14 protein-coding genes are annotated in these 15,744 nt (G+C 37.4%); 6 read left to right on the top strand and 8 right to left on the bottom strand.

The genetic code is table 11. From position 1 onward, the window contains the following. Position 1: 1 nt before the first annotated feature. From mrdA to R3F25_07415, 4 genes are all read left to right on the top strand, one after another. Positions 2 to 1,846 (top strand): penicillin-binding protein 2, encoded by a 1,845-nt coding sequence (gene mrdA, locus R3F25_07430; GenBank protein ID MEZ5496646.1) that lies wholly within the window; start codon positions 2 to 4, stop codon positions 1,844 to 1,846. Further along, positions 1,833 to 2,927 carry a rod shape-determining protein RodA gene (gene rodA / locus R3F25_07425; GenBank protein MEZ5496645.1) on the top strand — a complete coding sequence of 365 codons (1,095 nt, stop codon included), beginning with the start codon at positions 1,833 to 1,835 and terminating at the stop codon, positions 2,925 to 2,927. Before mrdA ends, rodA begins: the two co-directional genes overlap by 14 nt. Continuing rightward, complete coding sequence (gene mltB, locus R3F25_07420; GenBank protein ID MEZ5496644.1) at positions 2,924 to 3,883, top strand: lytic murein transglycosylase B; 960 nt, start codon at positions 2,924 to 2,926, stop codon at positions 3,881 to 3,883. The genes rodA and mltB overlap by 4 nt, the downstream gene beginning before the upstream one ends. Before the next feature lie 603 nt (positions 3,884 to 4,486). Continuing rightward, on the top strand, positions 4,487 to 4,747 hold the full coding sequence (locus tag R3F25_07415) for a ComEA family DNA-binding protein (protein MEZ5496643.1): 261 nt from the start codon (positions 4,487 to 4,489) through the stop codon (positions 4,745 to 4,747). A gap of 45 nt (positions 4,748 to 4,792) precedes the next feature. Here R3F25_07415 and R3F25_07410 read toward each other — a convergent pair whose 3' ends face one another. The 7 genes from R3F25_07410 to R3F25_07380 form a co-directional block, all read right to left on the bottom strand. Continuing rightward, complete coding sequence (locus tag R3F25_07410; protein ID MEZ5496642.1) at positions 4,793 to 6,790, bottom strand: tetratricopeptide repeat protein; 1,998 nt, start codon at positions 6,788 to 6,790, stop codon at positions 4,793 to 4,795. Between the two features lie 77 nt (positions 6,791 to 6,867). Continuing rightward, complete coding sequence (locus tag R3F25_07405; GenBank protein MEZ5496641.1) at positions 6,868 to 7,461, bottom strand: hypothetical protein; 594 nt, start codon at positions 7,459 to 7,461, stop codon at positions 6,868 to 6,870. A 57-nt stretch (positions 7,462 to 7,518) separates the two neighbouring features. Then, a complete protein-coding gene (locus tag R3F25_07400; protein MEZ5496640.1) occupies positions 7,519 to 9,360 on the bottom strand; it encodes a DEAD/DEAH box helicase in 1,842 nt (613 codons plus the stop codon). Between the two features lie 164 nt (positions 9,361 to 9,524). Next, positions 9,525 to 9,989 carry a hypothetical protein gene (locus R3F25_07395; protein ID MEZ5496639.1) on the bottom strand — a complete coding sequence of 155 codons (465 nt, stop codon included), beginning with the start codon at positions 9,987 to 9,989 and terminating at the stop codon, positions 9,525 to 9,527. A gap of 1 nt (position 9,990) precedes the next feature. After that, on the bottom strand, positions 9,991 to 10,806 hold the full coding sequence (locus R3F25_07390; GenBank protein ID MEZ5496638.1) for an FAD:protein FMN transferase: 816 nt from the start codon (positions 10,804 to 10,806) through the stop codon (positions 9,991 to 9,993). A gap of 1 nt (position 10,807) precedes the next feature. Next, positions 10,808 to 11,347, bottom strand: coding sequence for an FMN-binding protein (locus R3F25_07385; GenBank protein MEZ5496637.1), 540 nt, complete (start codon positions 11,345 to 11,347; stop codon positions 10,808 to 10,810). Further along, positions 11,347 to 12,279, bottom strand: coding sequence for a DUF6662 family protein (locus R3F25_07380; GenBank protein MEZ5496636.1), 933 nt, complete (start codon positions 12,277 to 12,279; stop codon positions 11,347 to 11,349). The genes R3F25_07385 and R3F25_07380 overlap by 1 nt, the downstream gene beginning before the upstream one ends. Positions 12,280 to 12,464: 185 nt before the next feature. Here R3F25_07380 and R3F25_07375 point away from each other — a divergent pair, with 185 nt between their 5' ends. Beyond that, positions 12,465 to 13,280, top strand: a complete 816-nt coding sequence (locus tag R3F25_07375) for a M23 family metallopeptidase (GenBank protein ID MEZ5496635.1) — start codon at positions 12,465 to 12,467, stop codon at positions 13,278 to 13,280. Beyond that, positions 13,270 to 13,920: an HPP family protein gene (locus tag R3F25_07370; GenBank protein ID MEZ5496634.1), complete on the top strand. Its 651-nt coding sequence runs from the start codon at positions 13,270 to 13,272 to the stop codon at positions 13,918 to 13,920. The genes R3F25_07375 and R3F25_07370 overlap by 11 nt, the downstream gene beginning before the upstream one ends. Here the strand turns inward: R3F25_07370 and mutL are convergent. Beyond that, positions 13,907 to 15,715, bottom strand: a complete 1,809-nt coding sequence (gene mutL / locus R3F25_07365) for a DNA mismatch repair endonuclease MutL (GenBank protein MEZ5496633.1) — start codon at positions 15,713 to 15,715, stop codon at positions 13,907 to 13,909. The two genes, R3F25_07370 and mutL, sit on opposite strands and share 14 nt — an antisense overlap. Positions 15,716 to 15,744 lie beyond the last annotated feature (29 nt).

Below are 15,744 nucleotides of genomic sequence, written 5' to 3'. Positions count from 1 at the left end.
TATGCGACAAAATTACCGGCAAATTAAAAATCCAAAGGCGGAAACCAGAGTTTTTAATTCCAGAATTTTTGCATCAGTAATCATAGTCAGCATTGCACTTATGATTATTTTCAGTCGTTTTTTTTATCTTCAAGTTGTTAAACATAATGAGTTGTTACAAAACTCTGAAAAAAACCGCATAAGAACGACATCCTTGTCACCAGCGAGAGGTTTTATTTACGATAGAAACGGAGTGTTACTCGTGGATAATATTCCAACCTATCGTTTACAAGTGATTCCTGAGAAATCAGGAAATTTAAAAGAAAAACTTTATGAAATGCAATCTTTAGTTAATCTGACAGATAATGAAATTGATGATATTCTGGAAAAAGAGAAACAAAATCCGCCATTCAAACCAATAATTGTGAAGGCTAAACTTTCTGAAGAAGAATTATCAAATTATGCATCCAGAAAGTATATGTTTCCGGCATTCACTGCAATTCCATACCTCATTAGACACTACCGTTATACGGACTTAATTGCTCATTTAGTTGGTTATGTCGGTCGAATTAACGAAAGCGATGCGGACAGCTTAGATAAAAAAAGATATCAGGGTACTGAATACACCGGTAAACAAGGATTAGAAAAATCGCTGGAAGACCGATTACACGGCCAGCCCGGGCAGTTAACAATCGAAACCAATGCACGTGGTAGAGTTCTGCGCACCATTAAAGAAGAGTTGCCAGTCAGTGGCGAAGACATCCAACTGACGATTGATATTCGACTCCAACAAGCTGCTTTTAATGCTCTGGGTGATATGACCGGTTCAATTATTGTGGCAAACCCGAATAATGGTGAAATCCTCGCAATGGTGTCTAAACCGGGATTTGATCCCAATGATTTTGTAAACGGAATTTCTCAGAAAAAATATTCTCTGTTGCTCAACTCCATTGAAAACCCTTTATTTAATCGTAGTATCAAAGGAGGTTATGAGCCAGGTTCGACCATCAAGCCATATATGGCGTTAGCCGGATTATATTATGGAATTATCACACCGGATTTCAAAATGCTGTCAAAAGGATATTTTCAGTTACCCAATCAACCACGCAAGTATCACGACTGGATGAAAGGAGGACATGGTTGGGTTGGTATTGAAGAGTCCATAGCTCAATCTGTTAATACTTTTTATTATTCTCTGGCTCCAAAAATTGGTATCGACCGTATACATAGTTTTCTCGCCAATTTTAATTTTGGAAAAACAGCAAACATCGAACTCAACGGAGAGAATAGTGGCTTATTACCCTCAAGAGAATGGAAGAAAGAAACCAAAGGAATGATATGGTTTCCGGGAGAAACTGTTATCACCGGTATTGGTCAGGGTTTTTTATTAAACACGCCTATTCAATTAACCAATGCACTAGCAATCCTTGCCAATAAAGGGAAATCTGTACAGTTACATTTAGTGAAAAACAACACTTCTCAAAACAAAAAATTTGAATTAAATATTGAAGAAAAATACTGGGAAATTGTGCATAAGGGTATGATTGACACCATTCATCATCCTAAAGGTTCAGCACATGCTATTGCCAACAAAAACTATTTGATTGCGGGTAAAAGCGGAACATCTCAAGTTTATGGTAAAAGTGAAGAAGAAATTTATGTGCGAGATACTGATATTCCCAAACACCTTCGTAATCATGCACTTTTTATTGCGTTTGCGCCGGCAGATAAACCCGAAATCGTAGTGGTTGTGGTAGCCGAGCATGGAGCCAGTGGATCAAAAGTTGCTGCCCCAATTGCCGGTGAGGTCATAGAACAATATCTCTTAAAAATCAAGCCTCAGGAAGTTGTTCATGCTGACGAATAAGACACAAAACTTCAATAAAAGACACTACATCGACTGGTGGTTGGTTTCATTTATTCTGATATTAATTGGGTATGGGCTTTTTGTGTTGTACTCTGCCGGAGGCTGGGGGTTAGTCAAAAAACAAATGATACGATTAGCTCTTGGTTTTGTAGTGATGTTGATGTTAGCTCAGCTAAAACCTGAAAAACTGGCAGGTATCACACCCTGGCTTTATGTCATTACCATTATTTTGCTAGTTTCTGTATACTTTTTTGGATATGAGTCCAAAGGCGCAAAACGCTGGTTGCAGATTGGAATTCGGTTTCAACCCTCTGAATTAGCAAAACTGACAATTCCTTTAATCCTTGCATGGTATTTTCGTTTTCGTGTTTTACCCCCTGATTTCAAATCCATAATCAGTTGTTTGGTTTTATTGCTCGTTCCAGTTGTTCTTATTCAAAACCAGCCGGACTTGGGAACATCCATACTCGTCGCAGTCAGCGGACTTTTTGTATTATTTCTTGCAGGAATTTCCTGGAAATATTTTCTTGGCGGAATTATTTCTATTGCGGCATTGGCTCCAATTGCCTGGAGTTTTATTCTCAAAGACTATCAAAAACGCAGAGTTCTGACTTTTCTCAACCCAGAAAGCGATACATTGGGTTCAAGCTGGAATATCATCCAATCCAAAATTGCTATTGGTTCCGGTGGCTTGTTTGGTAAAGGTTGGCAGAACGGCACTCAAACACAACTTGATTTTTTGCCGGAACATTCCACCGATTTTATACTCTCAGTATTATCGGAGGAATTCGGACTTGTCGGTGTAATGATACTTTTAGCGATTTATCTGGCGATCATATTCAGAGGATTACTCATTGCCTTCCGAGCTAAAGATACGTTCAATCGCCTTTTTGCCGGTGCTTTGTCTTTAACATTCTTCCTTTACCTGTTTATCAATGCAGGTATGATTAGTGGTTTGTTGCCCGTAGTTGGTGTACCATTACCACTGGTAAGCTACGGAGGAACATCAATCATCACGCTGATGGCTTCTTTCGGAATGATAATGTCTGTTCACAACCATAGGAAATTATTGAAATCATGAAAAAAACTCTTTTATTGCTCGTATTGTCTTTCTCTGTTTACGCAAAAAACACTCTCCCTGATGCGGAAACCTTTATTAAGGAAACTGCCAAGGAACATAATCTGGACGAAGAATTCGTAAAAAACATTCTTGAAAATGCTCAAAAGCAGCAAAGCATCATTGATGCCATGAATCGACCGGCTGAAAAAGAAAAAAAATGGTTTGAATACAGACCAATATTTCTTACTGACAAACGTATCAACGGTGGTGTTAAGTTCTGGAAAGAATACAAGGAGGTTCTGGATAAAGTCAGCAAAGACAGTGGCGTTCCTTCTGAAATTATCGTCGCAATTATCGGTGTTGAAACTTATTATGGCAAAATAAAAGGCAACTACAAAGTAATTGATGCTCTTTATACTTTGGCATTTCATTACCCGAAACGCTCGCCATTCTTTACCAAAGAACTGGCTAATTTCATGAATCTGGTTAATAAAGAAAAAATCGACCCGCTGGAAGCCAAAGGCTCATACGCCGGAGCTATGGGCTTTGGACAATTTATGCCAAGCTCCTATCTGCAATATGCTGTGGACTATGACAAAGATGGGCAAAGAGACTTGCTTAACAACATTCCGGATGCCATTGCCAGCGTCGGAAACTATCTCAAAGCCCATGGATGGAAAAAAGATCAAGGTATCGCTTACATCGCAACCACTGCAAAAAAACACACCAAACTCAAAAAACAAGACCTCAAACCATCATTAACCGTTCAAAAACTCAATGACTACGGCTTTTCCGTCAAACAAAAACTGGATAAAAAAGAACTCATCACCCTCACCCAACTCCAACAAAAGCACGAAATGGAATACTGGTTCGGCCTTCACAACTTCTATGTTATCACTCGTTACAACCACAGCGAAATGTATGCTATGGCCGTTTTCCAACTGGCTCAGGAGATTAAGAAAGGTATGGAGAGTTAAGTGATGTTGTGAAGTATTTACAACTTCGTAAAGTAAAGCTGTTTTGCTCAGTATGACATTGTAGTCAAACGAAGCAATAATCTCCCCTTTACTCTCACCGAAATATTTTTGAGAATTTGGAATTACGAGGTATTTATGTCTGAGCGAAGCGAGTTCAAATACCTCGCCAAATTCGATAAAATATTAAGGGAAACCTTTAGGTTGAGAGTTTGGGGTGTGTTTTGTGTTACTTTTCGCACAAGCAAAAGTAACGAAAAGAAAGATGCTGGAATAAATTCAGCATAACCATATCTTTGTTGGGATACTTCGCTTTCGCTCAGTATGACATAGTTTCACTAGATCTCCGGGTCAAGCCCGAAGATGACACAAAAGAGCCAACGGCTGAGAGTTTGGGGTGTCATTCTTTTGCGATACTTTTCTTAGACAAGTAAGAAAAGTATCAAGCTAAACTTTGTAGGAAAACCACTTGAAACTTTAAATATTTTCCTAAAACCAAAAAGCAATTTGCCGATATTTTATATTTTCTCGATCTCTAAAATGAGCACCATGTTTCGCAATGTTGCGAACTGGTAAAAATCAATTTAAACATTTTGGAGAAAAATTATGAAAAAATTATTAACAGCAGCAATCACTTCTTTGGTTCTTTTTAGTCAATCTTTGTTTGCAGTCAATATTAATACCGCAGATGCTAAATCTTTAGCCGATGAATTGAACGGCATAGGTGCGAAAAAAGCTCAAGCAATCGTTGATTATCGCACTGAACACGGTGATTTCAAAACCATCGAAAGCCTGACAGAAGTTAAAGGCATCGGTTTAAAAACAGTTGAGAAAAACCGTGATTCGATTGAATTGACAGATAAATAATTCGAAATCAATCCATCTAAAAAAGCCGCTGATGAGGCGGCTTTTTTATTCAAATTTGTAATTAAGGCTTTTAACTACTGACTCGAGTTTTCCTTTTAACGGCTCAAAAAAGGTTTGATAGTTTTTCCATCTGTTTTGAGAATGGAGATAAATATCATCAGCAAACTGAGCATAACTGTTGGTACTGATTCGGTTTCGAGATTGCAAGCGTTTGTCCTTATCCAACATGGACTCATCAAATTTAATTCCCAAAAATTCGCAAACATCATTCATTGTTTTTTCTGGATTATCAGTTAAATCTTCGTAGCGAACTTCAATCAATTTTCCGTTTAAGTCTTGTTTTAAATCTTGCCAAAGATTCATGGTTTTCAAATACATCTCAGCACTTTTCTCGAGAGTTCCAAAATGCAAAAATGCTTTTGTTGGTGCATAGTTTTGAAAGAAGTTACTAAGAATTACATCCATTGGATGTCTTTGCATAAAGATAAACCGGGCTTCAGGGAATAGCTCATGAATAAATCCCGATTGCAAAAACCTGAACGGAAGTTTATCGAGAACAATTTTATCTTCAGTATCTGCATAAGTGTCAATTATATCTCGATACATTGATTGCAACTCTTCTTTAGTTTTAAAGTCCATTGGTTCAGTCAATAACCAATAGTTTTGTCCTTTTTCTTTTAAATGATTGAGCAAAGTTTCAATGGTTGGCTTTTCTTCAATCGAAACAATATTGTCATGAGAGCTTAAAATTGTATCTATCAATGTTGTTCCCGAACGAGGAAAACCAATCAGAAAACATAAATCTTTACCATTATCAGCAGTTGTGTTTGTATCTTGTGAGTTTCTATTTTTGACAGATATCCAACTTTTAATCTCATGAAGCGATTCATCAAAGGCATTGGGGTTAATTTGCTTGAAACGAGGACTTTCAGACGCCAACCTATTGGCTTGAGAATATGCCAAGAAAGCATTTTGATAATCTCCAACCTTATCAAATATCTCTGCGTTTTCGAACCAGTATTCGATTTGTTTGTTTAAAGACAAGGATTGCCAAAAAACTTTTTGTAATATCTCCAATGCTTGCTGAGGTTGTTTTTCTCTTCGCTTGATTCTTGCCAGATCAATTAATCCAGTTGGGTTCTGCGGATCAATTGAAAGTGCTCTTTGATTTGCATAAGCCGCATTTTGTAAGTTATTGTTTTTTTCATAAACATTCGCTAATTCACACCATGCTTCCACTTCATTAGGATTGAGCTCAACTGCTTTATGTAAGTACTGTAATGCGGGCTCTGTTTCTTGCAATTCGTTGTGGAGAATGCCCTTATAACAGTAGGTTAAGGGGAAATTAGCATCCAACTCCAGAGCTTTCATATAGCACTTATCGGCCGCAGCAAAATTTCCTTGATGATGATAATTCAATCCGGCATTGACTAATCCCAACAAATGATTGGGATTGATTTCTAACAAATTGTTGAAGATTCTTTCAGCTTGTTGATAATCTTGTTGCGCTGAATAGGTTACTGCCATATTGTACCATGCTGATTGATATTGCGGAAAATGCTCAACTGCATTTTTATAACTCGAAATTGCCACACCCAACTGTCCGATAGCTCGCTGAGTATGTCCAAGATTATGCCAGGCTTCCGCGTAATCAGGATCAATTGCCACCGCTCTCGCGAAATTTTCCAATGCCCTATTCGATTGTCCTGCATTTTGTAAAGCTCGGGCTAAATGGTTGTAGGCATGGCTATTATCCGGGTCTTGTTGAATTGCATTCTGGGCAGATTCAATTGCTACTTGCAGGTTTTGTTGTAATAAATTTAGAAAAGATGATGAAATCAAGCCTTCTGCTGTCTGGTTTTGAGACATACTTTCAGCCAAAGGAATAGCATTTTGCAAATCCATTTCGCCAATGTAATATTCCCTCAATGTCGCTTGGCATCGTTCATCTTCAGGATGCTCTTTTAAAAGTGTCAGGGCTGATTCAGTTTGACTATTTTTTAGAAGCTCTTTGACTTGTTTTATAATCTCGCGAGATTTCATCTTTAATTTCTATATTTCAACAAGGCTGCCATTATAGTGATTTTTCATTTTATTGCACATCTTTAGGAAATCAAACTTTACTCCTCGACGACATAAAAGTCCTTCACATAGACCAACTCGCACGCACCTCCGCCCGTATCATCCCGAGTGAGAGAACTTTGCCAGAACCAACCATCATCTTTTTCCGCACGAACCAGATAACCTTTAAAACGTACAATACTTCCGGCAGGAGCTCGTTCTATCATGTCCTGTACCTGTTCATCCGCGGCAATGATATGCATATTGGCACTATGAGTTTCTATTTCTCTTCTAGGAATTGGAAATGGATTGGCATTCCAGCGATACCAACGACCTGACTGGCTGATTTCTATACTTTCCAAAACCTTCTCATCCGACATTCGACCCCAACCCATTGCTAAATCCACAGAAGTTAAATCAGAACTGTCATCTTGATAGTATTTTTTTGAAAGTATCTTTCCGTGCAATGAAAATTCGGCTTGGGGCTTGATTTGATATTTGCCAAATTTTATTGAAGGAATTGTTTCATTATCAACTTGAACCGGGTCTTCAACCGCTTTGACTCCAGGAGACAAAACAACTTTTGGTTCCTCTTTAAAGAAAAAGAACCAAATAACAATCAATATTAACGAAGTATAAATCAGATTTTTCACTCTCTGATTATAGCATTGATTGGAGTCACATTGGTTTGAGAAAAGAACGGAGACTCGTTAAAACTTCTTTCGTGCTTTTTTTGTTGGTTTCCTTGCTGTTTTTTTGCTCTTAGAGTTTGGAGAAATCGCTTTTTTACTTTTACCTTTTTTAGAAACGGGTTTTCTTTTTTCTTGGAATGGCTTCTTTTTATGTGGCTCAAAGGAAGAATCGCCCTCCTCTGATAAAATCTGCATATTGCTCCTTTTTCCACAAATAAAGGCTTCCTGTAATTGCTTCAAAATTTCATTTGGCATTTCATCGGGCAAATCGACAGTGCTCATTGAGTCATATATCTCAATGTGGCCGATAAAGTCTTTATCAATCTCTGCTTCATTGGCAATCATGCCGACAATATTTGATGGCTTTACATTTTCATTATAACCAACAGCGATTTTGTAGCGTTGCATTGGCACCTCAGGATATTTTTTTAATGGCTGAGCTTCTGTCTTAATTTTCTTATCAGGTTTGTTTTGCTTTTTATTTTTACTGTCTTTGCCATGCTTGCTCTCAGGCATTTCGTGACGAAAGTCTTCTTCTTTTGTTAAAAGTGAGCCCAACTCTTTCTGTGACATGTATGCCAATGCGGCAGCTATTTGTATGGTGTCATTTTCAGTTTCCTTTTGAAACTCTCTAACCAATTGTTGAAAGATTCCTAAATCAGCAGTTGCCAACGTATCGGATATTTTATCCTTAAACTTTTGCATTCTTTGTGAGTTAATGTCTGCAACAGTTGGCATTTTCATTGGTTGAATTGGCTGTTTTGTGGCCGATTCAATCATTCGCAGCATTCTTTGTTCCCGACGCCCAACAAATAATATGGCTTCTCCGGAACGACCGGCTCGACCGGTTCTGCCAATACGATGAACATAAGATTCAATATCATAAGGAATATCATAATTGATAACATGACTAATTCTGTCCACATCCAGTCCACGGGCAACGACGTCTGTTCCGATTAAAATATCAATACTGCCATTTTTTAAATTGTTGACCAATCGTTCTCTTTGTTTTTGTACCAAATCACCATTTAAGGCTTCAGCAGCAAAACCTCGTGCTTTGAGTTTATCTGCAAGCTCTTCTGTCGCAACTTTTGTTCGCACAAAGACCAGTACCCCATCAAAATTTTCTGTTTCCAACAGACGAGTTAAGGCATCCAGTTTGTGCAACCCGCTGACCAGCCAATATCTTTGATTAATATTTTTAGAAGTGGTTGTTTTTGTTACTATCTTGATGTCAACCGGTTTATTCAAATGATTGGTTGCCACTTTTTTGATTTGCGGTGGCATTGTTGCCGAATATAAAGCAATTTGTCTGTCTTTAGGAGTGTGTCCAAGAATCCAGTCCACGTCATCAATAAAGCCCATTCTCAACATTTCATCAGCTTCATCAAGCACCAGTGTTTTTAAAGCATCGAGTTTCAAAGTATTTCGTCGCATGTGATCCATCACTCGACCCGGTGTTCCAACCACAACATGCACACCCCGTTTTAAAGCTCTCAATTGTGGTTCAAAGCTTTGACCTCCATAAATTGGTAACACATGAAATCCTTTTATGTATTTGGCATAGCTTTGAAAAGCCTCAGAAACCTGTATTGCCAGTTCTCTGGTCGGTGTTAATACCAAGACCTGAACATCTGTCGAGTGCAAATCTAAGTTTGTCAAAATAGGTAATGCAAAAGCAGCGGTTTTGCCGGTCCCGGTTTGAGCCTGACCGAGAACATCTCTACCGGACAAAATTGCAGGAATACTTTGAACTTGAATCGGCGATGGTTGCTCATAACCGTTTTCTTTAACGGCTTTAAGCACAGAAGATGATAAACCTAATTGATTAAAAGAGATATTCTCAGAAGAGTTAGACATAAAATTATTGAATTGAAGTAAAGAAAGGAGGTGGCATTATACAGTAGTTACTTTCCGTTTATTGTTTTTAAATCTAATCATCAGGAGAATAAATAGGTTTAAATTCTCTTAAGAGGTGCGAAATTTAAAATCTCGTCTCTGTTACGGTTTTTAAGGATGAGTTTCTATGACTTTTTATCAGTTGTGGTTTTAAATTCTTTGTTAAATGTTTTTTTCCCCAGCACGATATGAAAGATAAGAGCAAATGGTAATAACGTCCCAATTATTAAATGTAGGTATTTGACATAATCTCTAGCTTCCCCACTCATATAATAAAGTAAGAATGCCGTTATTATTTGTATTGATGCAAAGGAAGCCAATATCATTCCTGCTTTCTTAAGTTTTTTTGTTTTCCACCCTAAAGGAATATGATTTGTAAAAATAGAACCGAGAATCATCATCAATATAAATGCAGACAACCCATGAAATATAAGTATTCTATGCTGATAAGGATGTTTAACCGGTCCAAACTCTCCCTCAACAACAATCCATTCATTAAAAATAAAAAAAAGCAAACCCGTAATTAAACTACAACTTAAACAAATGTATAGAATGTTCTTAATTGATTTTTTTATCTTCATTTTAACCATATTAATTCTTCATATACAAAGCATTATATTTATCAAAAACACAACGATATTTGCCTCCGCTTAACGCTACCACTTTTGTTAATGCATCCGCGTGCATACACTTATCAGCAAAAACACTGATAGTTTCTTTAGCCTCTACTTGCTTCCCTGTCACCGGACTAAAAACCTGTAAATTGTTTCCTGGTGAATAATAGCCGGAGCTTGTTGCTAAACCTGGTCGCAACAATTGGTAGGGTTTTAGGTTTTTATTTTGATTGGGAATATATACCCAGCTATTTTCCCAATCAAAATACCTTATATCCCCACCGGCATTGATGCTTATTTGACTAACATTAGCGGAATCAAGTTTATTGACTATATGTTCAAAAGCTTTATCAACTGCATAGCCTTTAGCGACTCCTCCAACATCAAGACTAAGAGGTTTCTTAAAGAAAACAGTATCGTCTTCAATTTCGATATTTTCATACCTATTGGAATGATGTTTATAGTTATTATGATTTGGTAAAAGCCCTGATTTCATTAATTCATTGGCAATACAAATATCGAATATTCCATCAGTCAAGATGCTTAATTCAATCGAAAAATTTAATACTTGAATGAAGTCTTGTGAAACTTTTATTGGTTCTCTGTATGCAGATTCATTTAATCTCGATACTTCACTACTGGCCTCATGGAAGCTCATTTTTCTATGGATATCAGCAATAATTGAATAGGCTTCATTACTAACATCAATTAAATTTTCATCACTAATTTCTGCTTCTATGTAAATATCAACGAATGTTCCTAAAAAAGGTTGGCAACGTTTTATTTGATTCATTTTAAATATATTGTAAAACCTCTTTCCAAGTGTGGGTTAAACGATTTATCCCATCAGTAATATGTCGGCAGGACATGGTTGCACCAGATATATTTTTTATCTGATCATCGAGCTCTAATATTTCGTTTGAACTCACTCCAAGGAATTGATTTCTCCACTTTTGGTTCATTACCTCATCTCCATAAGACTCTCTGTAAGTTAAAATTTCAACTCCTCTGATTGTTCCCGTACTATCAATTCCTACTGCCACATCAATGAATTCATGTTTTCCTATAACTTGATCTGCAATCAGAAAATCATTGCTAGAAGATTTCAATCCTTTCAAAACATTATTTCTGACTCTCGTTTTTGAGTTTTCCTTTATTCGTTTCATCTGATCTTTGTTCATCTTGTATTCAAATGGAACCATCTCCAAATCTTGCCACATTATTTTTTTAGCTTGCTCAAAAGTTATATAGCTTTTTGCCCACACTTTTTGCCCGATTAATAAACTACTAGCTCCCAATGCGATTAAGTATCTATTAAAGTCCCGGCGGTTCATCAATCATTCTCCCAAGCGATTGTAAAACCAATATGAACTTTTTCGTGTTCATCCCAATTTCTGTTACTATAACTTTCGGAGAATGGAGAACCTCCTCCAGCGACCTGCCAAAGGACTCCGGCTGTCACCCACCATTCTTTTTCAGCATAATGAATAGATGGTCCTATATAATTTCCTCGTTGATGTTGCGAACCAACACGGAAATCCGTCAAATCAAAACTGGAACGCCTGAGTTCGGGGTTAAAAACTCCATTTTCTTGAGGATTTAAATAATCAGATTGATGTCTAAACTCCATCCCAATGTTCCATTTGGGCTTAAATCTATAGGAAACTCCCAAAGAAAAGTCAGCGGCAATTTCTTCTTCAAGCACATCTGGAGTATTTCTTCTTTCAAACTCTAGTTTAGTAGTTGCTGCTAGTTGTAATGTGTTATCTAAAAAGTTCTTTTGTGTATATGTTGTAAACACAAAGGAATCTTGGTTAATATTTGAGCCATCAAGTCGGTATTTATTTCGGTTTTCATAACCAAATCCAAAAGACAATCCCATGAAGTCTTTGTATGTGCTTAATACATTGTATTTGAGTGCTAGTTCAAAACCACCCACTTGGGTTTTATTGAATCGTCCTGCTTCTCCACCTTGGGTATCAAACATAGGCTGTAAGTTTTCATTCTCCACCGAATAATTGTGGTCAAAAACCATAACCTCAGCTGATAAAGTTAATTTATCTGATATTCCGTATTCAATTTCAGGTCTTATATCATTAAAGATGTAGTCTCCCGAGTCCTTATTCTGTCTTGAAATGATATTTAACTTATATTCCAGTGCACCTTTAGGTAGAGTGTCTGCTCCTTTTGTATAAACCCATACGCTTTTATCCGTATATGCATTAAATGTTATAAATAGTAGTAGTAATGTAATGTTCTTTCTCATCAGTTATCCTATTAATATTGAATATGAGGAATTATATATAAATGCGAATGATTATCAATTAGATTTATAAAATTTTTATTTTACTTCCTTAAAGCCAACTATGGATTTCAGAATATACTTTCTTGTCAGTAGAACAATCTGACCTGATAAGCTAAAATGGAGATATTCTTTATTCAATAGAATTTATGAAACTACTAATAACCTTTTTAATCCTTTCAACGAGTGTTTTTTCCTCTCCCGGCTATTTTCTGAACATGAAAGGAACTCCAACTCAAGGCGGATTGATTATTGCACAAACTCATCCGTCAGCAGTTGTCTCAGTAAATGGTGTTAAAACAGAAATGACAAAGGATGGATATTTTATGTTTGGGTTTGGAAGGTTTGATGAAAATCCTATTAATCTGGAAATTACCTTAAATGGTGAAAAATATACCACGACTGTCCCGGTAACTGCTCGCGATTTCCCTACCGAAGTTATCAATGGATTACCGGATAACAAAGTCAATCCTCCGGCAGAGGTACTTGAGCAAATTAAACAAGATAATATTAAGGTTGCTAAAGCACGTAGTTTTTTTGACAAAAGAGATGACTTTTTACAATCCTTTATCTGGCCCTCACAGGGCAGAGTTTCAGGAGTTTATGGTTCTCGTCGAATTTTAAATGGAGAACCGAAGCGACCTCATTACGGCATGGATATTGCTAATAAAACCGGGACTGATGTGGTTTCTCCCATAGCCGGAATTGTTCGTATGGCTGAGACCGGAATGTATTATACCGGCGGAACCATTATCATTGACCATGGTTTTGGCTTGACCACTACATTTATGCATTTATCAAAATTAACTGTTGAAGCTGGAACTCAAGTTAAGCAAGGTGAAAAAATTGGTGAAATCGGAATGACCGGACGAGCCACAGGACCACATTTGGATTGGAGGTTAAATTTGGGTAATATACGGCTCGATCCTCAGTTGATGATTCCTGACCAATCAGATGGAAAATAAAGATAGAAAAAACATCTGGTCTCGTGTCTTTGATAATAAGATTGGTAAAAGCATCAGTCTGTTTACCTATTTCAAACAAAGTTTTATGGCAACCTTGTTTTTATTGGTGTTTTTTCTGGTTTGGAATTCTTTTATACCACTAAAAAACCAGATTATATTCTCAGCAATTGCTTCAAGCACTTTTCTGACTTTTATCAGTACCACCATTTATGATTCACTCAGTAAAAAAATTATCGGTGGTCAGTTTATCGGAGTATTAATCGGTATAATACTTTGGCACTTAATGCATATTTTTATGCAACAATTTCCGCAAAATGAGAATGAAGTGATGATTGTTTTTATTTCTTTTTCCGTTGGTTTTGCAATGTTGTTTATGTCTATCTTTAATTTTGAACACCCTCCGGCAGCCGGAACAGCGATGGCTTTTGTTCTGGATCGGCAGACTCCGGCCGTGAATGACTTATTATTCGTGATGGTTTGTGCCACTTTATTAGGCATTACTCATCATTATTTGAAAAAATACCGATTGATTAAAGATTTGCAGGGTACTGCTGAAAGTCCGAAAGTCTCAAGACTGAAAAGAATCGCAGGGTTTATCAGACATCATAGAATAAAGAATCGTCAAACTACTGACCTCTGAGAAACAATTTATCCATTTGTTTCATATCCAGTTGCACCCAGGTTGGGCGACCATGGTTACATTGATCGGCTCGTTCGGTCTTTTCCATTTCACGCAACAAGGCATTCATCTCAACAATCGTCATTTGTCGGTTTGCCCGAACTGAACCATGACATGCCATAGAGGCGAGGATTTCATTCATACCCGCTTCAATTTTTCGGCTGGAACCAAGTGTTACAATTTCAGAGAGTACATCTTTGATGAGTTCTTCAATATCAGTTTTGATTAATATTGATGGAACTTTGCGAATAATAATCGATTCCTTTGATGCTGATTGGATTTCAAAACCTAGTTTTTGGAACCATTCAGAATACTCTTCGACTGCATGAGTTTCTCTTTCGCTCACAGACATAGCAATTGGTACAAGCAATGACTGGGAACGAATTTCTGATTCCTGCATGGAGTTTTTCATCCATTCATAGGTGATTCTTTCATGAGCTGCATGCATATCGACAATCACCATTCCTTGCTTATTTTCAGCGACGATAAAAACGCCGTGCAACTGTGCTTTTGCGAAACCCAAAGGTGGAATATCTTCACTGCTTTCTGTTCTAGTATTCTCAAAATCAGGTAATTGCATTCCGGCTTCGGCAATCGTTTTTAGATATGAACCGCCTGTTTCTGCGACTCGTGGTGAACCATAACTGCCCGAGGGATTAAAGGACATTGAAGATTGCATTTTTGAATAATCAATCTGCGGAAGATTTGCCGTGTTGAACCCTAAAGAATTCGTTGAATTTAACTCTGACCCGGGACGTGTTTGTGATAACGCATGATTAAGAGAACCAAAGATAAATCCATGAACCTGTTGTGATTCTCGAAAACGAACCTCGTGTTTTGTAGGGTGTACATTGACATCAACCAACGCCGGATTTAAATCAAAATAAAGAATAAATGCCGGAAAACGCCCATGAAAAAGCACATCCTGATAGGCTTGTCTCACCGCGTGACCAATCAGTTTGTCCTTAATCATTCGCCCATTGATGTAAAAAAACTGACGATCGGCTGATGCTCGATTCCAGGATGGTTTAGCCACCCAACCATATAATCTCATACCGTGGCGGTTTTCATCAATGTAAAATGAGTTGTCGAAAAACTCTTTACCACACAACTGACTAATACGAGCTTTTTTTAAATTTTGATTCTCACCGCCTTGTGAGATCCTCACTATTTTGCCGTTATGAATCAATGTGAAACCAATATCAAACCGGGATAACGATATGTTTTTAATCAATTCATCAATCCTTAAAAATTCAGTTTTATCCGTTTTTAAAAACCGCCTTCTTGCTGGTGTATTGTAAAACAAATCTCTGACTTCGATAGTTGTCCCTGTTGTATGTTGTGCCGGTTTTATTCCGTCACATTTGCCACCGGAACAGTTGAGCTGATAGGCGTGGGAACTCTCTTCTGTTTTGGAAATCAAGCTGAAACGACTAATGGAAACGATACTGGGCAGTGCTTCTCCCCTAAAACCGAGTGAGTGAAGTGACTCCAAGTCTTCAAGGTTATGAATTTTACTGGTGGCATGACGCTGAATTGATAGTTCCATATCCTGTTGGTTCAGCCCAAAACCATTATCAGTGACTCGTATTAGTTTTTTCCCGCCCTGCTCAATTTCAACCGTAATACGAGTGGCTCCGGCATCAATTGAGTTTTCAATCAGTTCTTTAACAACAGACGCCGGACGCTCAATAACCTCGCCCGCTGCAATCTGATCAACTAATAAATCAGGGAGTTTCTGAATTCTGTTTTCCATGTATGTATTATAACCAATCAACTGAAAAG

Source organism: Gammaproteobacteria bacterium (assembly GCA_041395445.1).
Classification (GTDB): domain Bacteria; phylum Pseudomonadota; class Gammaproteobacteria; order Xanthomonadales; family Marinicellaceae; genus NORP309.
Note: the sequence above shows the minus strand (reverse complement) of the source record. Positions and strands in the feature narration are given on the sequence as shown.